We start from the raw sequence: 20,567 nt of genomic DNA, 5'->3' as shown, positions 1-20,567 counted from the left end.
ATACATGAATTTTGCAGACATTAATGAAAATGATGTAATCTACCGATGTATCGGCAAAGACTTTAATCAGGGTATTTTATCTTGCGGCTTTATGCGGAAAAGATCAGCAGAGCGTTCTCAATATGATTTTAAGATAGGATATTACAGCTGTTTTGTAGTATTGCAAGGCAGTGGAACATTTATTTCTGCGGACGGTACCGTTACTCCTATGCAAGCAGGTGATCTTGTTCAACGTTTACCTGAACGTTTGCACTCTACTGCAATTGAACCAGATGGGAATTGGATCGAGTTTTATATCAGTGTCGGATATCCTGTCTATTCATACTTAAAGACACTTGGAATTATTAATTCCGATAAGGAAGTCCAATCGGCACAGCATACGAATGATTTTTTCTTTGATTTTGTTTCCTTGCTGAAAGCCTTGAAAAGTGCAACAGATGAAAGTCTTCCCTCCCTGCTAATGAAGTCTCAGGATTTGATTATCAGATTGCACAGTAGCATTCATAATGCTCATAGCAATGAAATTGAAAGTAAAATAACAAAAGCCTGCGAGCTGATTAGTGTCTCCAATGATATTCACTTTGATATTCAGGAAGTGGCATCTGCCGTGAATATGGGCTACGAGAACTTCCGGAAATTTTTTAAAGAGACTACGGGGATTTCCCCTAAGCGATACCACACTGAACATTTAATGAGACAGGCCAAAATGATGCTGCTATCCGGACTTCCCATCAAACACGTAGCCGTTAGCCTGGGTTACGGGGATATATATTCATTCACCAAACAATTTACGAAGTCAGAAGGGGTATCTCCAGGACGATATATCCGTAAAACAAAACCTGGTCAAAATTAAGTTTGAAAAACAAAAAGCAACTCATCCGCAGACAAGTTGCTTTATAAATGCTCTATTGTTATCGGATTACGGATGCATTCCCTGGCTATTCTTATGGCTTCCTTTCCAGCGGATACTTTACTCTTTTCAGGATGCCCATTATTAATTTTACGGGCCAGTGCATCGGGGTCAATATTTACACTTACCCCAAGCCTGTCAACAATCAAGTTGCGGATTGTGCTCTTGCCACTTCCATTATTACCGGCAAACACAAACATCGTTACCTTTGTCTCATTCATGGATGAAATCCTGTTCATTCATTTTCTCAATTTCACCCGTACTATATTCTCTAACAATTTGCCCCTCATTTGTCTTATATACTATATATGTTCCATTTGCTTTAGCATCCAACTTCGCCCGGTCACCTGTTAACCGAATCAATTTAGCAAGGTCCTTCGTAAGATTCATCATTCCACAAACACCTCATTTCGCACTTATAGTTCGAGTATACCACAGTACAGCGCATTTTATATCCGCTTCAATCCTTACAGATAACACAGTGATTTTTGAATATCTTATTAAAAAACACAAACAACCTGCAGGACCGAGATATCTAATGTCTCATTCCTACAGGCAATTTTCTTACCTCACCGCTTCACCTTATAAAACTCATGATACAGCTTCATCAGCGCCCTCTTCTCTATCCGCGACACATAGCTCCGCGAGATCCCCAGCTCCTTCGCAATCTCCCGCTGCGTCCTCTCTTCTCCACCTGTATCAAGCCCAAACCGCCCGACCACAACTTCCTTCTCCCGGTCATCCAGGATATCCAGATTACGATAGATCTTGCTCTTCTCAATCTTCAGATCTACTTCCTTAATTACATCATCCGCTTCCGAGCCTAGGATATCGATCAGGGTGATCTCGTTGCCTTCCTTATCCGTTCCGATCGGATCGTGGAGGGATACGTCTTTGCGGTTTTTTTTCAGCGAGCGTAAGTGCATCAGGATCTCATTCTCGATACAACGGGCAGCAAAAGTAGCCAGCTTCGTGCCCTTGTTCGGGCGCTAGCTCTCGATGGCCTTGATTAGGCCGATGGTGCCGATGGAGATCAGGTCCTCCATGTCTTCGCCGGTGTTGTCGAATTTCTTGAGGTTATGGACACGATGCGATGTCATTTCATTAATCAATTTTAACTTAATGAAAACATGCATTTCTGAACAAAATCTAACTATAGCACTTTTTAATAATTCCCATAAAAATTCAAGTTTTCTACTTTAGACCTCGTTGTTGTAGCGTGATTTATACTTAGCAAAGCGTTCATGGTTCATAAATCCTTCTCGATACTTTTGGTTTATTTTAACTGCTTGGACAAATCTCATATGGATTTGTTGGTTTCTTTTTGCGAAAGAACATTTTTCAAGTGCTAAATACCACAAGTCAAAAATAACGATAGTAAGATACCCGATCTCCCAAAGGAAAGCTTTTTGCATCACTACATCACGACTATCGATAAAACCAAAATGATCCTCTTTACTAAGCGAATTAAACATATTCCCATGTGCATAAAAATTATTTATCATATCTTTAATTTGCTTTAGCTTTTGAGAATGACTTGGAAATTCTTTTTCCACATATTTAAAAGAATTAACTAGGGCCGCCTTTATTGGCTTTGCCCCATCTTCATCCTGACCAAGGAATTTCTCAATGTTTGGTTCGACAAGAGAATAAGCCGCCAAACATGCTTTTTCAATAGCTTGACGTTTCATTAATTTTGATTGTGTCTCATGTCCTCTTAGAGCAGATAGTAAACAAAGATACAAATCATTTTTAACCTGGTTACTTAGAAGAAAAAAACTTCCTGCCTTCTTATCTTCAAATATAACAATATCCGATAAAAGAACAAGTAGCTCATTAATATTAGAAATAAGATCTTGACTCTTTTTTAATGAATCTTGCAATACCATTTCCTCTTTATGAATATAATCACCGATATCATTTTTTCTCATCAGGGCCTCCCTTCCATTCCCTCCGGAGCCTCTACCCGGGCATCTATATTATAATTTTCCTAGTAAGACACGTTGACGATAATCTCTAAGCATTTGATTCAGGACTTTTCCCGTTTTCAACCGAACCACGACCTGCTCTTCTTGACGTTTGGTATTAGCCTCAATCCATGGCCATTCACCATCAAGAGCAGTTAAGCCTTCTAGGAAGTCATCTTTGTAACGGTGTATATTCAAGAAATGCATTCTCCATTGTATCTTCAAACAACAAGATGACCTCGAAGAACCTTCCTCGAGCAAAGCTTGCTTCAGGTTCTTCTTCATCATACAAAAACTCATTAAGCTTATAAGCGGGACTATTCTTAATAAAATATTTCAAGGCATAATCTGCATGAACTCTATATTCTCCAAAATAAAGGAATTCCCGTTCTGGTGTAGGGGTTACATACCGTCCACTGTCTAAATAAACTATCTGTTTACCATATAGTTATATTCTTTCTTAATAAGAAGGATAAGAAGGACTCAATCATGATACCTGTGCTTGAGGAATCTTATTTTCTTCCTCAATGCCCATCATCATATTGTAATGTGCATGATGATTTGTAACCTTGAATATTTTCTCGAAAATATTCAGGTACCTAGCATTTGTATCTAATGGATGCTCAATATACAAATCATCACTTGCAAAATGAGACCCATCATTCGCCCAGGACAAAAGCGATTTACATACTACCTTTTCTTCTTCATCGAATTTATTCAGTATATCATCTTCACTAAAATTTCCAAATACTTTGAAATAGTTTTCTATAATTCTACGAATCAAGTTTTGAACCGTAGTTGAAGAACTAATCTGTGTTGCTGATCTAAGTTCTTGCCACATTAACTCGTACGAAGTTTTAATTGGATTTGTATCGTAAGATTGAGCCGCTGTAACATCATTATTAACTTTTCGAATAATCCAAAAAGTTTCATCATGTAATTTAACGCCCTTTGAACGCTTTTTATTAAACGTTACTTCCTTGTGAAAGTAGACATTATGGGTTAAAACAAATAATTGAACAACATTGTTTTTATTGTTCCTGCTATCCTCTATAAGTTTCAAAATGAGATTGCTAACGATAAATAATACGTTGCTATCCAAGCTAGAAATTGGGTCATCTATCACAACGACTTTATTCTCTGAAATAAGATCTCTGTTATTACTTCCATTCAATAAATGCATAAAATATAAAAAGGTTACGAATGTTTTTTCTCCTTCACTTAACGTCTGATTTACATCTTCTCCAGTGGATCGTACCAATCGATAATTACCCTGGTTTTGTGTATGCGCAAATTTAAAATTTGTAAAATTATATGCTTTTAACAGACGGTTCATCTCATTAACGGATGGAATTACACTAGTGATTTGAGCCTCCAACCCCTCAACTTCTGAAATTAATCTGTTTTTCTCAGATGTTTTTGACGTAATCCTATCCTTTATCCCCGTTATCGCATTCTTAATGTTAAATTCTTTTCGTACATATTTTTCGTGATTATGCAGATTCTCATTTGCTATGAATCTCCATATCTGATTCTTTAGTAGTTGTTCTTCCAGAGTCCGATTACCAATCAACCTATTATGTCCATGAATCTCCTGATTTACTCTCTCAATTTCCAGATTGATATTTTTTACAAATTCATCAACAGGAACTAGTGTCATTCCTTTACTCGGTTCTTTTTGTTTTTGTTCAATCAATTCGAGATTGATTTCATTCTTCGATCTGATTAGTTCAAACTGTTGATAAATTTTCTCTTTATCGATATATGGCAATTCCTTTTCCAATAGGTCCTGGATTGAAGTTTTAAGAATACTATAAGATTCCATGTACTGATCAACACACTTTTTTAATTCCTTCATCTCTTTTTCATAAGTTTCATTAAAATACTCTTCTAATTGATGTAGAAAACCAACCGGCAATGACTGTTGACAAAAAGGGCATTTACCTTCTGAATTATGTACATGATCATATCCTCTTTTTACCCAATCGCTTATTGCCAGTTTAGAAATGAGAGCGGCGATATCAACCTCTTGTTACCAACAATTTGATTTTGGTATATCTGACTTGAACAAGCAGCGTCTAGTTCGTCATTTTTTATTGATTGTATAGCTTGAATTATCACTAAACTTCCATTGAATAATTTATTTGAACGAGCGCGTAAATTTTCAACATCACATAACATACCTTCAAGTGAATGCGACTGTTTACATTTATTCATAAAGTTAATTTTATTATTTCGAACACCTGAAAAAGCTTGCAAAAACTCGTTATCATATTTTCTTTTCATTTCCCAACAATCATCTATAAACTCATTTTCATTCGAGGTATATTCTTCTTCTTTATTGGATAAGTTAGTGCGCATTTTCCGAATCTCTTCATCTAATTTATCAACCAGCCTCTTTTTTTCAGTAATTTCGTTTTTTATTTCAGTTGACTCCTTACCTAATGTGAATATACCTTTTATGTTCGATTCCTGATGGAAATTTTCCTCAACGAATTTCTGGTTATATACCAATGTTTTTAATGGTTGAGATACCCAATTAATATTACAATCTGAAAAGTTATCAATATTCTTCATAACATTTGATAATGATGTTTTCCCACTTCCATTAGAACCGTAAAAAAAATTAATTTTATTTAATCCGCTAAAGACAACACCTATATCGTTATAAGTGGCTATCTTCTTAATGGAAATCTCTTGAATCATTACTTTTCACCCCTTAACCGTTAATTGAGCGTGATACGCCATCAGATCATTATCTGTTCACGAATAGCAATATTCCTGGATTTTACAGCTGCACGTTGCGCTTTCGCAGTTTCTTTAATCAATTTAATAACTGTAATTCCAAAACTCCTAGCCACCTCACCCCCTCTAAATTACCTTGTATTGAATCACATATATCCAAATTATAACATTAGATTTCAAATGTTTTACATGGAAATCCGACTTTTCACATAATTCTTTTGAACTACTTATCCATATTTCGACAACAAAAAAAGCCTGTCAAAAGACAGACCCTATACTCTTACCGCTTCACCTTATAAAACTCATGATACAGCTTCATGAGTGCCCTCTTCTCTATCCGCGACACATAACTCCGCGAGATCCCCAGGTCCTTCGCGATCTCCCACTGCGTCCGCTCCTCGCCTCCAGTGTCCAGGCCGAAGCGGCCGACGACAACCTCTTTCTCCCTCTCGTCCAAGATATCGAGGTTACGGTAGATCTTGCTCTTCTCTATCTTCAAATCCACTTCCTTAATCACATCGTCCGCTTCCGAGCCGAGGATATCAATCAGCGTGATTTCATTACCTTCTTTATCTGTCCCGATCGGATCGTGCAGGGATACGTCCTTGCGAGTCTTTTTCAGCGACCGAAGATGCATCAGGATCTCATTCTCTATACAGCGAGCTGCAAAAGTAGCCAGCTTCGTGCCCTTGTTCGGTAGCTCTCGATAGCCTTGATCAGACCAATGGTGCCGATGCAGATCAGGTCCTCCATGTCTTTGCCGGTGTTGTCGAATTTCTTGAGGTTGTGGACACGATATGATATCAAAGTCCACTAGCGGCATATTTTGTTAGTATCTCACCAAAAAAACTGTTTTTAGGGATTAACTCTTTAAGAAACTCTATATCCCAAAAATATTTCAATATTGTTGCCCCATACGGAATAAGTTGCTCATATTCCAGTTCCATAAACTCAATTTGATACAACTCTTCCATTTTATAATTCTCGATATCTTGAGAAAAGTACTTTTGCTCAAATTCAAATAATTCAACTATATTAAAATCTGTGCATAAAGGGCTATTTTTAAATAGTCCCTTTTCATGGATTCTCTTAAAAAAGATTAATATGATGTATCTGGTAATTTTGGAATACCAGTAATGATGAATAGTACAATCAGTGTTGCAGATCTTATACTGTTTACCATAAACAAATGACAGAGCAAATTGCTCTAAAATGCGGTAATGAAACTTCTCATAAATCGTATCTATCATTTCCAGGACCTCATCCAGTGAAGAAAGATGGGATTTATTAAGTCCAACTACACCTGAATTCCACATTTCCATAGTAAGAGGTACTTTAATTTCTTTAGCACTTGTGGTCATAAAACTGTTATCTTTAATAAAATTCAACAGACTGAGTTCAGAGTTCTGCTCTTTGGGGTCGATGACCACTTCCTGATGAATCCGCATTCTTTGCTCAAGCGTATTTTCCTGAGCATACATATGAAATTGATTTTGGCTAATTCCGCAGAATAACTCCTCCAGATTATCTTTTATAAAGATGGTATCTGTATCTACTAATAATAGATTGCCCGGATATTTGCCCATACAATCTTGGAGTAATTTAATTTTCGCTCTATAAACATAACCTCCTTTCATCCAAGATTCTCTCAGTGTTTCTGTCAACTCCTGATAGATAATTCTGTCGTTCTTTCCAAACACACGTGTGAAAAAATCGCTTTGATCCGTATAAATTATAATGCTAATGTCTTTATGGTCTTCAAAGCCAGCGGAATAATAAAGTGACAGAATTGAATAGACTGCTTCCAGAGCAAATTCACGTTTTCCGTAAGCCAAATAGGCAATATAGTTCATTTCTCGCCTCCGTCCAGAACAGTACTATAAGTAAGTTTTTTGGACATTGGGAAATATTTAATAACACTCCTGGTCTCGCCCAGCAGCTGAATATATATATCCAGGTCTGTAGATTCAATGTAATCGTACACAACCAGTTCCAGGCCTTCTTCATTAAGACATTTTATAATAACCTGCTTGATTTCTAGTAATTCTTCAGTTTGCTTGAGATTAAGTTCAATTCTTCTGAGAATAGCATGAGCAGGAGTAAGCAACTCCAGCATTTGATCATTCATAAAATAGTCAGTTAAATTTTCAGGCAACTGATTCAGCGCATCCGGGTATTTCTTAAAAAAGAGGCTGATATTGTTTGTGAATTCAATTACTTTCACGTTCTCAGGTGTATCTCTCATCTCGTTGTGAGGCTGATGCAAGACTTCGATTTTATGATTTATAATAAACTTAACGCCCGCTTTAAAAAGTCTGTACATTAGTTCTGACTCATCAAAGCCCCAGCCTTTTATTTCTTCACTAAAGAGCCCTACCTTATTAATATAGGCCTTGGGAATGGAAACAATATTTGTATGCGCCATAAGCCAGGGGTGCCTCATAGCATTGGAGTTGTAAGAAAGCTCATTATATTTTCTGTAGCGGTCATCCAGAGATTCATTATTACTGCCGTCAAATCTGTGCTTCATGAATATACTTTGATCATGCACCGCTTCATACTCCACATTCCGCTCCAGCATAATCCGTGCTCCAGCAACTACAATATTACTGTCCATCGAATAACATCTATCAAATTCACTCAATAGATTTTTATTGGCTAAAACGTCTCCGTCCATACAAATAATAATCTCACCGCCGGCTTCCTTGATTCCCAAATTTCTCGCCCTATTTCGGCAGGATAACTGGCTTCTTTCCGTAAAGATATACTTCATTTCATAATTTCTGTTAATCCCCTGTACATATTCTTGCGTTCCGTCCATAGATCCGTCATCTGAAACAATAACCTCAAACTCATCCCTTCCGAATCCTTCCATATAGTTTAACGCTTCTAATGTATTTCTCAAGGTTTCTCTCATTTGATATGTAACGATGACAATGCTATATTTTCTCATACACAGCCTCTCTTTTCTCAAAGATAAATTTCATTGTCATTGGATAGTATCTTATAGAGCTTTTTCTTTTCCCCAGCAACTGGATCCAAATATCTAAATCTGTATCCTCAATGAAGTCATAGATCTCTAATTCGTGTCCCTCCCAATCAGAGATCTTTTCAATTGTTTCTTTGAGCATTTCCAGATCCTGTTTTTCACTGAACTCAAACTTCAATTTTAATGGATTATTTTTGCGGGCCTCCAACATATTATACCTCGTGGCTATACTGCTAAAGAATGCATACACTTCCTCATCCGACAGCGGCAACACACCGCGATGCTTGCGCAGGAATACATCAATATTTTTATACAGTCCCTCTATTTTATCTTCTTCAACGAAATTCCCATGATTTCCATGCAGTTGATGCAAAACCTCCAGCTTACTATTTATTATTACTTTCACACCTGCTTTATACAGTCTGTAGGATAATTCAATATCTTCAATCCCCCAGAATATTAACTCTTCGTCAAATCCGCCAGCCAGTTCTATTTTGCTTTTAGGTACGGCCAGATTGCACGTTAAACCATAGATATAAGGGAATTTCATCGCAGAGCTGTTATAAGAAAGTTCATCAAAGATGGGAAGGCGAAAGTCAAACATTTCCGGCTTATCTGCTGTTAAAGAAAATTTATCAAAAACACTTTTATTACATATGTCCTGGTATGTAACATTATCTCTAAGCATTAGCCGTGTACCCACTACCATCGCTTCCGCTTCCATCCGATAGACACGATCCAGTTCGGCCAGGTAATCAGGTTTTACAATAATATCTGCATCAATAAATATAATATATTCTCCTCTGGCTACCTTCAAGCCGTGGTTCCTGGCTCTAGATCTGCTGGATAATTCATCTCTATCAAGATATAAATAATCCAAATCATAATTTTGATTTATATTTTCAATAAAGGGATATAACGGATAGTTCGAGCCATCATCTATCACTATAACCTCATATTCGTCTCTCACGTAACCTTCTTGATAATTAAGCGCTTTCAGACAATTAAGAAGAAGATCCTTATTCTGGTAAGCAGGTATAATAAAGCTAAATCTCATTGAACAACCTCCTTCCCGTTCCTGAATGCATTTGTCTGTCTGATCTTCTCCAGAAGCTCCGACAAAATCATTTGTTCTTTATGAGCAATATCGTCTAGTGAATTCACAATAGTATCGATGCATGATTTATTCCCTGTTAACATATATTTAATCATAAGCCCATGGAAAATAACGAACCTCTTTTCTATTTCGACATAATGTTCATATAAAGGTTCTATACCCATGAGATATCCTTTGTCGTGCATGTGCTTTATCCTTTTCAACATACATCTTTTATGCTCAACTAAAATACTAGTAATTCTTGTATCATATTTTATTTTACGATTTATCAAATGCATATAATATTTTTTCAAATAAGGATACACCTCCATTCCAAAAGCTTTGTTCTCATTTGACCATGGATTACTTGATGCCCGATGTTTTTCGGAGGTATTTATGCCAAATAAATAATCATGGAGCAGTTCTTCTACCAGCTTCAAATCAAAATTGTACTGCCCATGATTATTGAATTTGAAAAGATAGACCCAATCGTGCCAATAAGGAATATTTTTATTAATAGAATAGCCTTGCAAAAAACCCTGTTTAAATGTATCGAAACTAATCTCGAAGTGATCAAAGAGCGCATTTTTGTCATAAGCTATGACCATAAAGATACTTTTTTCCTCATCATAACCATAAATCATCAGATCATGTAAAAAATGATGTTTTCGATGATCCATTCTAAATGGAACATAAAAATCATCTAAATGACCATAAAAATAGTAGCCAAGATCGATATGGCCGATAATAAACTTGATGATGTCCTGCTGTGTTTTAGCCAATGTACATCCTGACAAATGCTGATTTTTAAGCCAAGGGGAGGTGAAAGCCTGATTTTTCCCGTAAAACTCTAGAAATAAATACCCATCCTCCAATATATTTTTACTACAGAATAACTGAATATAGTTACTATAGAACCAATCCAGATAATCTTCTGTATTAGCCAAGATAGATAGCGGACAGGCATCGTATAGATAGCATTTTACTAATGGCTTACTAATGGGCAAAACATTTCGACTCATCGCTATCCTCTCCAAATATTCAAATTCATAGAACTTTCCAATAATTATCCCCACACTATGTTTCTCTAGTTTGTTTTCAATTTTATACCAATACATGCCAAGTAAAGTATGATAAATGATATAATTCTTATAAAATGAAATAATATTAGATGATCTATACTCGTTGGATCAGGATTTTCTCACCGAGATTCAAGCTAAAGAAAAAGAAGGACAGTATAATGAGAGACAAAATTCGAATTATTAATTATGTTTAGATAAACAGAACTTTCAGGTGGCGAATTCAAGAAGCAAAATTGAAGTTTGCGACCAACTATCTAAAGATAAACATTTTGTTTGAGTAAAGAAAAGAACACGTTCAGCGACCCTAAGTCACCTCTTTGCTCATGATTCTGTTTCAATGGTCTTATTAAAAGATTCATCTGATTATTTAAATTTTGTAGTAGAGCAAGCGAATGTGAAGTTCCCAAACGAGAACTTTAATCAGGAAAACCTCCCATATAATGATTGCACATTAGTTTATGTTATTTCCTCCACGAACCCGAATGACATCAAGGCAATACTCCCATACTTCAGTAAAGTAAACCTTTTGCATCATGTTAACCTAATTAAACGTTTAGGTATCAAGGTTGCCTTGTTCAAAATTCCTGTAAATGGAGAGGCTAATGAGACTGATGAGGGCGAAGAAGAGTAAAAGTAATTTATTTTGTCATACAGTAGGACGTTTAAAGGGACGAGTCATTATGATTTGTCCCTTTTTTTACTTGTGACTTATTTTAGTTCATCTCTAGACCACTCTCATTTTAACAGGTAAAAGTTTATTCAAAGAAGAATCTCAGCCTTAGCCTTATCGAAGTATTGGTTTAGCCAATTTGGAATAATGGGAAAGTCGTAATTCAAATCGGTCGTCTGGACTTTAAATTTCCCCATCGCCTGTGGCCGCAGATGGTGTGCCCGTATGGCCGACCTGGTTTTTTCACGCACCGCAAATCCAGTTCTCGAGTGGCCATTTTGGAATGTTTAGTTCCAGAGCAATCTCATCCATAGACTTCCGTTGTTCTTGAATGTTCTTTACCGCTTCTTCTTTAACCTGTTTGTTGTATCGCTTCCGTTCGGCCCTGGTTACCACCTCTTTTAGTGATTAATCTATTATCCTGAGTTAGATTTACCATATCTATCTACTAATCTAATTCAAACCTTCTGATGAAAAGCTTTGCAAGGTCCCGGTCGCGTTGTTTTGAAGAGCCATATAGGCATCACGCTACTCCGATATTGTTCTTATAAGAATACATAGAGATCATGTAAAAGCCTGTTGAGAATTACAATCTCTTTTCTCACGTAAGAATCAAGCATACTGCAAAACAATTTGTTTTTCATGTGTTTTTTTTATAAGTTTCCTTTCAATACAACATTACGCAGTTTCAAAAAATCGCGTTGTAAATCCTTTGCATCCACTATGTATTCAACTTCTCTTTTAAATATATTTTTTGAAATATATTCAATTCTGTCCAGCATTACTTTTTTATGTTCCCACAATAAGTAAAAAGGGCGTATATCAAAATCGTGAAATTGTAGTTGATAGTTATAGAATTCTTTAAGTGCTTCATACACATTCATTCCATAAATAAATTCCGGCATTTCTTGAAATGAAGTGGAATTCAGATAGGCGTCTAGTAAAGAAACAACTTGCTTCAGATCGAACGCAAGATCGGCATTTTGGGGAGCGTAAAGATAAATATACTGCATCCAATGATATTCTTCCCGATCAACTCTAATAAGCCGATTTGCACTCATAAATGCTTCTTTGAATTCATTAAAAGTAATTTGGGCTTCAATAAAACCACTCTTTTCGTCATATCCAAGCACATGAAAAATCATTAAATCCGAATCATAACCATATAAAAACAATTCATGCGGAGTATGATTTTGATGAAATACACGTTTGCGAAAAGGTATAAAATAATCATCGAGATATATTTTGATGTAATAGCCGTTTTCAATAAACTGAATAATGGCAACAACAATATCTTTCTCAATTAAGAAACCATTTTCTTTCATTTCGATAGCATAAGGAGAGTAATTGTGAAATGGCGCATTGGTGTCATAGTTAAAAAAATCTATAACTTTGTTTGTTTCTTGAGGAAATTCGGGAGGGCAAGCAATTTGAATATAGTTCGAATATAGCCACGCTTCGTGATTTTCGCATGCGGTCACAATGGATAAATGAGAGGGATGAACCGGATACGAGATGATGGGAGGCTTTCCAATACAAAGTTTTTTTTCACAATTAATCTCCTCGAAATCATTTAGATTAGGAATGAAATTCCACCTAGGATTAGCATACGTAGCCCTGAAATAATTTGCCGTCAAAAATTCCGCTCATTGTGGAACTATCTCGGTCAATAGCTGAATAACCTCGGATAAAGTACGGATTTCCCTTTCTCGAACCTCCTCTATAACGTTTACAATATGCTCCAGCACTACTGGATTTTTATTCATCTGATACTTCAAACCAATATTACGGGCTTTCAATGCGTCTTGTTCGATTTTGCAGTATTCATTTATTAAGTATTCCGGTATGTCTAACGTTGATGTATCCAGCAAATATTTCAACCTGGATACCATGCATTTTTTGTGTTCGTAAATAATATGAAGAGGACGAATATCCAGTTCGTCTGTTGATTTTCTGAGATACTGTACAACGGAATCATATACATCGACCCCATATATGTTTTCCGATGGATCATCGTACATCCGAAATCTGATCGAAGTATTCCGCGATAATAAATAATCCTGCATGAGTTCAATAGTAATCTTCAAATTAAAATGAAAGGACTTTTCGAATTTCACTTGAAACAAGTGCATTCCATTGGCCCATCGGACTAAATAACCATCCGAAGTTTTTATATCAATAAAAGCTTGCTCGAAGTCACGTAAATTGACTTGCGAATATCCGTACTGCATTTTTGCATTAAAACCAGCGACATCTAGAACTCCTTTCGTCTCGTCGAAACCATATAGGAGAATATCATGCACATTATGAAATTTCCGATATGCCGACCGATTCGGGATATAAAACTCATCAACAAACGTAACAATATAATGATCGTTACTTATGGAATCGATGAGAAACCTCATTGGGTCAGCGTATTTGAATATAAAAGTTTTCGGTAAATACATTTCTTCCAATAGAGGCGACTTAGGATTCAGTCTCGAAAATTCATAAAAGTTTAAATTAAATTGAGGAGTATCGTTATTACAGTAGAGTTGAATATAGTTGCAATAAAACCAATCGTAAAATGACGGATGCAGTGAACTTATTGATAACGGGTATGCGTGATGTTGATAACCTTTAATTGGTGACTCACCCAACGGCAACTTTTTAATCATACTGCTAAGCACCACCCTTATATTTTTTTATCTCTATCAAATAGACAACCTTCGTATGATCAAATAAACACAAGCATATCGCACAATTCGTGAGGATAGCTAACAGTCCGCTATAGTAATTTGACCAGTTTTCTTAATGCAATTTCTTCGGTATTTACAACTTCACTAATAATAGTGTCTATTTTGTCTAGGATACTATCATTTTTAGTCATATTATATTTTATAGTCAGGTTCCGGATATTTAATGAACTATTTACAATTTTCTCATAATCACTATAAAAATCGTACACTCTTAAGTTTAGATAATTGATTCGTTCAACCATACACTTCTTATGTTCCCATAGAAGGTGGGGAATTCGTATATCCAAATTTTTAGTATCTTTTGTCTCTTTTACTTGCTTGATGAGTTGCCGCATATAGCTATAAACTTCATGGCCAAATATCCAATATTTTATATTCTGCGCATAAGCATGAGGCCCATCAATGGGATTTTGGTCCCAGTAGACTCCATTATTGATAATGTTCGATGATAAATAACCTTCTATTTGATTTTTGAGATGTGTGGTGTTAAGTTTATATTCGCCTTCTTTAAAATTAATTACTCGAAACAATCTTCGAAAGTGTTCGCAAATATCGCTTTCCCAGGCTTCTATCAGTTGTTGATATGAAATCATTGTTTTTATAAACTTACCGTTGTCTAAATTATCAGCTATATAAAATATATTTGCTTCATCATCATACCCATAGACAAGTATAGAATGTTCTTTATGAATTTTCTGATAAGAGTTGCTTTGGGGAATATAAAACTGATCCAAATAGAGCCACACATACTTATTTTGGTTTAAATAACCAATTAAAGTATCCTTAATCCGAAATATGTACTCATAGTAAATTGTTTTATGTGGCGGCTTATAAACCTCTAGCCACGGACATGAGCTTAATCCATCCCCATACTCAAAAAAAGTGAAATGATCAGTAAAATACAAAGTATCATCACAAGTATTAATTCCTAATGATATAAAATTACTATAATACCAGGGAAGATAGCTTTCATCTTTCGCAATAATTGAAAATAATGCAGCATATACGTTGAAGGTATTTAGTTTGGGTTCATACATCGGCAGAATAACGCTCTTCACTGTTATATCATCTCCCAAATATGGTGTTGTAGGCATGATGCAGATTTAGAAAGGAATCCCTTTTTCATATTTCGATTGAAAGATGTGCACAATGCATCGCTTATCCCATCTTCCTTTTGCTAGTTCTCTTCCCGTAAAGCAATCAGCTCCTTCTCTTCCGAAGAAGGATTTCCCTCTTCAGAGAAAGAGCCTGCCGTTTACGCTCACAACAATATGGACCTGTCTATTCTAGTAAAGTATATATTTTTAGCTTGGATGGCAGAGGATACAATGCACCCGATCACTTGGTCATTCTCCCTAACAAATTGGACAGACCTGAACCAGTAGTGTTCCCCGGAAAAGTGATCCCTCTGATAATGAAACAATTCCATACTTCCATGCTTCATATGCTCCGCGTAAAGCTCTTTCTCCCGTACGATCATTCGGTAAGCAACGTTCAGCCCGCTGTTATAATACACACCTGCATAGGCCTCAACCCCATCGGATACAGGCACAATCTTCTGCACCCGCTTCTCTTCGCCGCACCAAATAAGTGTCATACTGTCTATCCGGTTATCCCCGTTCCGATAAAATACAACAGGATCACCGTCTTGATCTATGAAATTGTCCTGAAAATGCGGAACCAGTTCGAACTTGGGCCCGCCTGTTATTTTCCAGAAAACTTGTCCGTCCTCAATGCCAATAACCGCAACATGTCCTTCGCAGATGAGGTAATGGCCCGAAATCTCTTGATCCGGTACATGCTGGACAGACCGCAAGGGCTGGCCGGATTGAGCCGCCACCTGCTCTTCCTCACTGTCATTTAAGAGAAACTCTATAATCCCTCTTACAATATCCCATTCCTTCAACGATTCGAGATTGCTAAGCAGCGCGACGCCAATGCGTTTCTCTGGAATAAAGCTAAGTGCGCTTCTGTAGCCTGCGTACTTCCCGCCGTGTTCCAGCACCTGTACCTTGTTATGCTGGCCGAGAAACAGACCGAAGGCATAATTGGTTACAGACCCATCTGCCAGTTGGCCCGGTACGGCCATTCGCTCCACAACGCTTCCTCCGTCAAGGAGATGGCCGAGCCATTGCCCCAAATCCTCAATGGTGGTGTATAGGCTGCTTGAACCAGCCACGCGCAAATAGTCCCTGCACTTCGCATACGTTCCGCGGTCTGCCAGCCGATAAGAATACGCCATACCCGGAACAACCTTATACAAATCATCATTGAAGAAAGAATGCTTCATTCCGATACTGCCAAACACATTCCTGTCCATCCATTGATGAAAAGGCTCACCCGCAATTCTGGATATGATCTCCGCCAACAGCGTGTATCCAGTGTTGACATATTCGAATTGCTCTCCTGGCGCAAAATTGCGAGAGTTCATGCGGGGAATCAGCGCTCTCACATCATCCATTGTAATTTCGTCCCCAAAGCGCCAACCGGCAATCTGCAGGATATCGCCCCATTCCTGCAACCCGCTGGTGTGGTACAACAAATGACCGACGGTAATTTTACCGCTTGATTCCGGAAATTCCGGCAGATAGGTGCGAATGTCCTCGCCGAGGGACAGCATATTTCGTTCAATTAATAATGAAACCGCATATGCGGTAAATTGCTTTGCCAAAGAACCGGAGTCAAAAACCGTACGGCCTTGAATAGGCATCTCATACTCCAGATTGGCTGCCCCGTACCCTTGGATAAGAACGGGTTCGCGGTCCACATACACTACAACCGCAGCTCCAGGCGAGTGTTGGTCGATCGTATCTTGCATCAGAGAGTCCACGTAACGCATCAAAGATTTCTGATCCATGCTTCACCTCGTATAAATGACTTTTTTAATGCGTTTTTATCATAGCCGAGTGGCAAGCTGCTCTAACCCGGCAAAGGCTTTTCTCTCCGACTGAACGGCATGCATAACCCGCTCTATGATTCTGGCTCTTAAATCCTCTTCCATGGTATGGCTTAGTTTAAACAGCAAATTAGCGATCATTCTCCACTGTTCCGATAAATCATGAAACTCTTCGTCTTCACTATCGCCGTAAATATCCCGTTCTCTTTTTATCTCGGCTATAAATCTGCTCATGAGCAGCCTGCTTTGCGCCAGTCCTCCGGGTCTTTGAAGTTGAAAATAGATTGGGTAGATCTGCTCTTCCCCCGTATGTGTCCGTATCGTCTCACAAAGCTTATTCAACCCGTCATAACCCAACAGCATGTCCCCGTGTGATGTCATATTCATATGCTTTACCGCACCGAGCAGTCCCCTCCTCTCCATAAGGTACCGGTCTTCCTTCCACACCGGTAAGCCGTCAAAAGTGTATAAGGTAACCAGTCCATCTCCGAATCCCGCCGCTTTTGCAAAAATATCCGTATCCAGCTCTCTGATGCCGTTGTCGTAATAAGTAAACCGTTCCTCCGAAAGATGAAGGAAAACTACGATCCTGCCGCAATCCTTCACACCGTAGTTTGGAGAATACTCCAGATAGAAGTCATTGACCCATATGAGGTATGGAGTCCTTCTCATCTGTTCCAGGTCCTGGATCACCGGGACATCTATGCGGGTAAGCTTATGCGTGAATAAAGCTTCGAATCTTATAAACAGCTCCTGAAAATCACCATTAAATCCAAATAAATAGTCTGCTCCCCGGACATCTTGATTAATGCGGAAGCCAACCAGCCCCAGAATGCCCCCCAGCCAATCCTCTGACACATTTAAGCCGTGGAACTGGAGATAATTCCTTACGTTGGCAAGAAAACAAAAATTGCGGGTATCTTGCTGGAAATTATCGGTCATTTCAGTTCGGACTCCTTAATGCTACTTGAGATAAGTCGCTCATTGTTGAGCTGTACGCTCTTGCCAAGACTGGTCTTTGCAATCTCATTAACGAAATAGACTACCCTTGGTGCTTTGTATAAGGCCAGTTTCTCGTAACAATACTGCATAATCTCTTCTTGTGTAACATTGGCAGCCGGATGGGGGATTAGATATGCCGCTACAATTTCTCCAAATTCGGGATGCAGGAGGCCGCCTACCATCACATCAGCCACCCCGGGATGTGCCGCTAGCACCGCTTCCACCTCTTGCGGATTGACTTTAAGCCCGGCGACATTAATCATCTTCTTGAGCCTTCCCAGAATGAAGATATTGCCCTCACGATCCATTTTTCCAAAATCACCTGTAGGCCACCAATCGTCTTCGAAAGGAGCATCGTTTAAGTACCCGTAAGCATGCCCTTTTTTACGGACGAATAGCTGTCCCTCTCCGCTTCCTTCATCCGTAATCCGTATCTCAACATTAAACAGCGGCTTTCCGACAGATTCAATATTAAGCTTCATATCGGGACTTAAATTCACGGCCATAGTACCTGTTTCAGTGCTTCCATATTCCTGATGGATAACATGACCTGTCTGCTTGTAGAATTCGGCCGCCTCCATCTCCTTGATTGGAGCACCTGCTGAAATGCATAACCTTAATGATGACAAATCATATGTACGGGATTCCAGCTGTTGGATTAACAGATGATACATGAATGGAACCCCTTGAAAAACCGTCGCTTTCTCCTCCTCTATAGCCTTAAGGATTGGTCTAGGAATAAAGGTGTCATACAACAATAAAGTCCCCCCAATAGCCAAACACGACAGGAAACAAGAGCCAAACGCATAGGAATGGAAAAAAGGGGTAACTCCTACAAATATATCATCAGACGTAAACGGAAGCGTTCCCAAATAGTTGGACAACGCTTCGTTCAGCGTACGGTAGGTATTGACGATTCCTTTGGGATATCCTGTTGACCCTGAAGTATACAGAATCAGCGCGATATCGTCCTGACTGGGCACCTCCAAGGCGTTGGCTTCCGGTGAATCAGGGCTAAATCCGGTAGCGTCAGGCTGGAGCCGTGAATTGACATCAATGATAATCTCATCGCTTAGATCTATATATTGCCGTAAATGCTCCAGACTCTGTCCATTTCCGATAATGCACTTCAATTGGTTCTCAGCAAAAATATGTTTCATTTCTTGCTGATATTTAATATCTGCAAGCACCGGTATCGCTCCGATACCGGTGCTTGCAAAGTAGTGGACAACAAAATCAATGCTATTGGGGAGATATAACAGAATTTTATCCGTTCTGCCGATGCCCTTATCCGCCATATCATTCATTACTCGGGTAATCTCCTGGATTAAGGACCGGTATGTCCATTCCTTTCCTTGATATTTGATGGCGGTATGGTCCGGCCTGTTGCAAGCATGACTGTGAAGAAAACTGAACGTCATTCAGGCTCCTCCCCCGACTGTTTTTTTTGGATGCTGTCAAGCAAGCTGCTGACGGATGCAAAACCGCCCCTTGCCCAGTCTTCATCATCGATACTGATGTGAAAGGTTTGTTCAATAAGTGTCATGAGTTTAAGAAATGCAAGAGAGTCCATGACAATTTTCTTATCGCAATACAATGTATCTTCGGCGTCCAACTCCAGACCCGGCAAATCTCTCAGCTTATCTAAAATATCTTGGCGATTCATCGAGTTCCTCCGTCTCAATGCGAAATAAACAGTCCTTATATTCGTATTCCCGGTGAATAAGCCTGCTTAACGTTTGCGTTACCGATTTGGGATTTGGATGCTGGAAGATGTTCCGTCCCATTGCAATTCCCGAAGCTCCCCCAGCCAAGGAATTTTCCACCATTTGTAATAATTCAATTACGGGTTGCTTTATTCCTCCAGCTACTATGACTGGAATGTGAACACTATTCGTAATTTTCATAACCGCTTCCCTTGAACCCGGATATTCAATCTTGACAATATCTGCCCCCAGCTCTTGTGCAACTCTGGCCGCATGTGCAGGGGTATCTGCACCGCCATTTTTCGCATATATCATGACTAAAAGCGGCATCCCCCATTCCTCACAGGAATATGCCACCCTGCCTAAATCCTCCAACATCCGGGGCTCATATTCCACTCCAAGATTCACATGCATGGATATCCCATCTGCCCCCAGCTTTACCGCCTCTTCTACTGTCGCAACAAGCACCTTGGCTCCTTGTGCCGGATTCAGTACGGTTGAGGCAGATAAATGAATCAACAATCTGCAGCGCAACGGTTTTGGCAATGTCAATACTTGCCGGAGGAGGCCTTTGTGCATCACGACTGCATCAGCCCCTCCCTCATCCACTTGTGTAAGCATATGTGCGATATTCTCCAGGCCTTGCAATGGCCCATTGGTTACACCATGATCCAAAGGAACTATACATAGTTTACCATCTGATGGAATTAATCTTTGCAATCTAATTTGCTTTCCGTTCATTTTCCAACCACCTCTCTCTGAAGAT

18 protein-coding genes and 4 pseudogenes are annotated in these 20,567 nt (G+C 38.6%); 2 read left to right on the top strand and 20 right to left on the bottom strand.

The window, feature by feature from the left end; translation table 11 throughout:
• Nucleotides 1–4 precede the first annotated feature (4 nt).
• Complete coding sequence (locus NST69_RS05850; RefSeq protein WP_339254541.1) at nucleotides 5–853, top strand: AraC family transcriptional regulator; 849 nt, start codon at nucleotides 5–7, stop codon at nucleotides 851–853.
• Nucleotides 854–918: 65 nt separating this feature from the next.
• On the opposite strand, the pseudogene NST69_RS05845 reads toward NST69_RS05850, so the two are convergent.
• The 12 genes and pseudogenes from NST69_RS05845 to NST69_RS05790 form a co-directional block, all read right to left on the bottom strand.
• Nucleotides 919–1,131: pseudogene (locus NST69_RS05845) on the bottom strand (hypothetical protein); the annotation flags it as partial.
• Nucleotides 1,124–1,303 (bottom strand): hypothetical protein, encoded by a 180-nt coding sequence (locus NST69_RS05840; RefSeq protein WP_036727852.1) that lies wholly within the window; start codon nucleotides 1,301–1,303, stop codon nucleotides 1,124–1,126. The gene NST69_RS05840 and the pseudogene NST69_RS05845, both read right to left, overlap by 8 nt.
• Before the next feature lie 176 nt (nucleotides 1,304–1,479).
• A pseudogene (gene sigK, locus NST69_RS05835) lies at nucleotides 1,480–1,986 on the bottom strand (RNA polymerase sporulation sigma factor SigK); the annotation flags it as partial.
• A gap of 123 nt (nucleotides 1,987–2,109) precedes the next feature.
• Entirely contained in the window at nucleotides 2,110–2,841 is a 732-nt protein-coding gene (locus NST69_RS05830) for a hypothetical protein (RefSeq protein ID WP_340955246.1), read from the bottom strand.
• A gap of 48 nt (nucleotides 2,842–2,889) precedes the next feature.
• The gene (locus NST69_RS05825) at nucleotides 2,890–3,075 is read right to left on the bottom strand and encodes a hypothetical protein (protein ID WP_155991595.1); all 186 of its coding nucleotides are present in this window, start codon (nucleotides 3,073–3,075) and stop codon (nucleotides 2,890–2,892) included.
• Nucleotides 3,076–3,364: 289 nt separating this feature from the next.
• Nucleotides 3,365–4,870 (bottom strand): AAA family ATPase, encoded by a 1,506-nt coding sequence (locus NST69_RS05820; protein WP_342550086.1) that lies wholly within the window; start codon nucleotides 4,868–4,870, stop codon nucleotides 3,365–3,367.
• Nucleotides 4,867–5,583 (bottom strand): AAA family ATPase, encoded by a 717-nt coding sequence (locus NST69_RS05815; protein WP_340955249.1) that lies wholly within the window; start codon nucleotides 5,581–5,583, stop codon nucleotides 4,867–4,869. The genes NST69_RS05820 and NST69_RS05815 overlap by 4 nt, the downstream gene beginning before the upstream one ends.
• A gap of 319 nt (nucleotides 5,584–5,902) precedes the next feature.
• A pseudogene (gene sigK / locus NST69_RS05810) lies at nucleotides 5,903–6,405 on the bottom strand (RNA polymerase sporulation sigma factor SigK); the annotation flags it as partial.
• Between the two features lie 20 nt (nucleotides 6,406–6,425).
• Nucleotides 6,426–7,475, bottom strand: coding sequence for a hypothetical protein (locus NST69_RS05805; protein WP_340955252.1), 1,050 nt, complete (start codon nucleotides 7,473–7,475; stop codon nucleotides 6,426–6,428).
• Nucleotides 7,472–8,575 carry a glycosyltransferase family A protein gene (locus NST69_RS05800; protein ID WP_342548723.1) on the bottom strand — a complete coding sequence of 368 codons (1,104 nt, stop codon included), beginning with the start codon at nucleotides 8,573–8,575 and terminating at the stop codon, nucleotides 7,472–7,474. The genes NST69_RS05805 and NST69_RS05800 overlap by 4 nt, the downstream gene beginning before the upstream one ends.
• Nucleotides 8,562–9,668 carry a glycosyltransferase gene (locus NST69_RS05795; protein WP_036727843.1) on the bottom strand — a complete coding sequence of 369 codons (1,107 nt, stop codon included), beginning with the start codon at nucleotides 9,666–9,668 and terminating at the stop codon, nucleotides 8,562–8,564. Before NST69_RS05795 ends, NST69_RS05800 begins: the two co-directional genes overlap by 14 nt.
• Nucleotides 9,665–10,729, bottom strand: a complete 1,065-nt coding sequence (locus NST69_RS05790) for a hypothetical protein (RefSeq protein ID WP_155991594.1) — start codon at nucleotides 10,727–10,729, stop codon at nucleotides 9,665–9,667. The genes NST69_RS05795 and NST69_RS05790 overlap by 4 nt, the downstream gene beginning before the upstream one ends.
• 349 nt (nucleotides 10,730–11,078) lie before the next feature.
• On the opposite strand from NST69_RS05790, the pseudogene NST69_RS05785 reads away from it, so the two are divergent.
• Nucleotides 11,079–11,420 (top strand): annotated as a pseudogene (locus NST69_RS05785) (TIGR04141 family sporadically distributed protein); the annotation flags it as partial.
• A 692-nt stretch (nucleotides 11,421–12,112) separates the two neighbouring features.
• On the opposite strand, the gene NST69_RS05780 reads toward NST69_RS05785, so the two are convergent.
• The 8 genes from NST69_RS05780 to NST69_RS05745 form a co-directional block, all read right to left on the bottom strand.
• Entirely contained in the window at nucleotides 12,113–13,096 is a 984-nt protein-coding gene (locus NST69_RS05780) for a hypothetical protein (RefSeq protein ID WP_342548721.1), read from the bottom strand.
• Nucleotides 13,097–13,105: 9 nt separating this feature from the next.
• Nucleotides 13,106–14,116 carry a hypothetical protein gene (locus NST69_RS05775; RefSeq protein ID WP_342548720.1) on the bottom strand — a complete coding sequence of 337 codons (1,011 nt, stop codon included), beginning with the start codon at nucleotides 14,114–14,116 and terminating at the stop codon, nucleotides 13,106–13,108.
• Between the two features lie 110 nt (nucleotides 14,117–14,226).
• Nucleotides 14,227–15,255 carry a BtrH N-terminal domain-containing protein gene (locus tag NST69_RS05770; protein WP_036727833.1) on the bottom strand — a complete coding sequence of 343 codons (1,029 nt, stop codon included), beginning with the start codon at nucleotides 15,253–15,255 and terminating at the stop codon, nucleotides 14,227–14,229.
• 203 nt (nucleotides 15,256–15,458) lie between these two features.
• Nucleotides 15,459–17,054 carry a serine hydrolase domain-containing protein gene (locus NST69_RS05765; RefSeq protein WP_342548719.1) on the bottom strand — a complete coding sequence of 532 codons (1,596 nt, stop codon included), beginning with the start codon at nucleotides 17,052–17,054 and terminating at the stop codon, nucleotides 15,459–15,461.
• Nucleotides 17,055–17,093: 39 nt separating this feature from the next.
• Complete coding sequence (locus NST69_RS05760) at nucleotides 17,094–18,035, bottom strand: hypothetical protein (RefSeq protein WP_340955260.1); 942 nt, start codon at nucleotides 18,033–18,035, stop codon at nucleotides 17,094–17,096.
• Complete coding sequence (locus NST69_RS05755; RefSeq protein ID WP_342548718.1) at nucleotides 18,032–19,516, bottom strand: class I adenylate-forming enzyme family protein; 1,485 nt, start codon at nucleotides 19,514–19,516, stop codon at nucleotides 18,032–18,034. Before NST69_RS05755 ends, NST69_RS05760 begins: the two co-directional genes overlap by 4 nt.
• Nucleotides 19,513–19,761, bottom strand: a complete 249-nt coding sequence (locus tag NST69_RS05750; protein ID WP_036727825.1) for a phosphopantetheine-binding protein — start codon at nucleotides 19,759–19,761, stop codon at nucleotides 19,513–19,515. Before NST69_RS05750 ends, NST69_RS05755 begins: the two co-directional genes overlap by 4 nt.
• Nucleotides 19,736–20,542, bottom strand: coding sequence for a 2-amino-3,7-dideoxy-D-threo-hept-6-ulosonate synthase (locus NST69_RS05745; protein WP_340955267.1), 807 nt, complete (start codon nucleotides 20,540–20,542; stop codon nucleotides 19,736–19,738). Before NST69_RS05745 ends, NST69_RS05750 begins: the two co-directional genes overlap by 26 nt.
• Nucleotides 20,543–20,567 lie beyond the last annotated feature (25 nt).

This window comes from Paenibacillus sp. FSL P2-0089, from assembly GCF_038595095.1.
GTDB lineage: Bacteria > Bacillota > Bacilli > Paenibacillales > Paenibacillaceae > Paenibacillus_AQ > Paenibacillus_AQ silagei.
This window is presented reverse-complemented; position numbering and strand designations above follow the sequence as displayed.

Coding starts and splice junctions, on each gene's coding strand:
- NST69_RS05850 (WP_339254541.1), top strand. CDS start 5: ATGAATTTTGCAGACATTAATGAAAATGATGTAATCTACCGATGTATC.
- NST69_RS05840 (WP_036727852.1), bottom strand. CDS start 1,303: ATGATGAATCTTACGAAGGACCTTGCTAAATTGATTCGGTTAACAGGT.
- NST69_RS05830 (WP_340955246.1), bottom strand. CDS start 2,841: ATGAGAAAAAATGATATCGGTGATTATATTCATAAAGAGGAAATGGTA.
- NST69_RS05815 (WP_340955249.1), bottom strand. CDS start 5,583: ATGATTCAAGAGATTTCCATTAAGAAGATAGCCACTTATAACGATATA.
- NST69_RS05805 (WP_340955252.1), bottom strand. CDS start 7,475: ATGAACTATATTGCCTATTTGGCTTACGGAAAACGTGAATTTGCTCTG.
- NST69_RS05800 (WP_342548723.1), bottom strand. CDS start 8,575: ATGAGAAAATATAGCATTGTCATCGTTACATATCAAATGAGAGAAACC.
- NST69_RS05795 (WP_036727843.1), bottom strand. CDS start 9,668: ATGAGATTTAGCTTTATTATACCTGCTTACCAGAATAAGGATCTTCTT.
- NST69_RS05790 (WP_155991594.1), bottom strand. CDS start 10,729: ATGAGTCGAAATGTTTTGCCCATTAGTAAGCCATTAGTAAAATGCTAT.
- NST69_RS05775 (WP_342548720.1), bottom strand. CDS start 14,116: ATGATTAAAAAGTTGCCGTTGGGTGAGTCACCAATTAAAGGTTATCAA.
- NST69_RS05765 (WP_342548719.1), bottom strand. CDS start 17,054: ATGGATCAGAAATCTTTGATGCGTTACGTGGACTCTCTGATGCAAGAT.
- NST69_RS05760 (WP_340955260.1), bottom strand. CDS start 18,035: ATGACCGATAATTTCCAGCAAGATACCCGCAATTTTTGTTTTCTTGCC.
- NST69_RS05755 (WP_342548718.1), bottom strand. CDS start 19,516: ATGACGTTCAGTTTTCTTCACAGTCATGCTTGCAACAGGCCGGACCAT.
- NST69_RS05750 (WP_036727825.1), bottom strand. CDS start 19,761: ATGAATCGCCAAGATATTTTAGATAAGCTGAGAGATTTGCCGGGTCTG.
- NST69_RS05745 (WP_340955267.1), bottom strand. CDS start 20,542: ATGAACGGAAAGCAAATTAGATTGCAAAGATTAATTCCATCAGATGGT.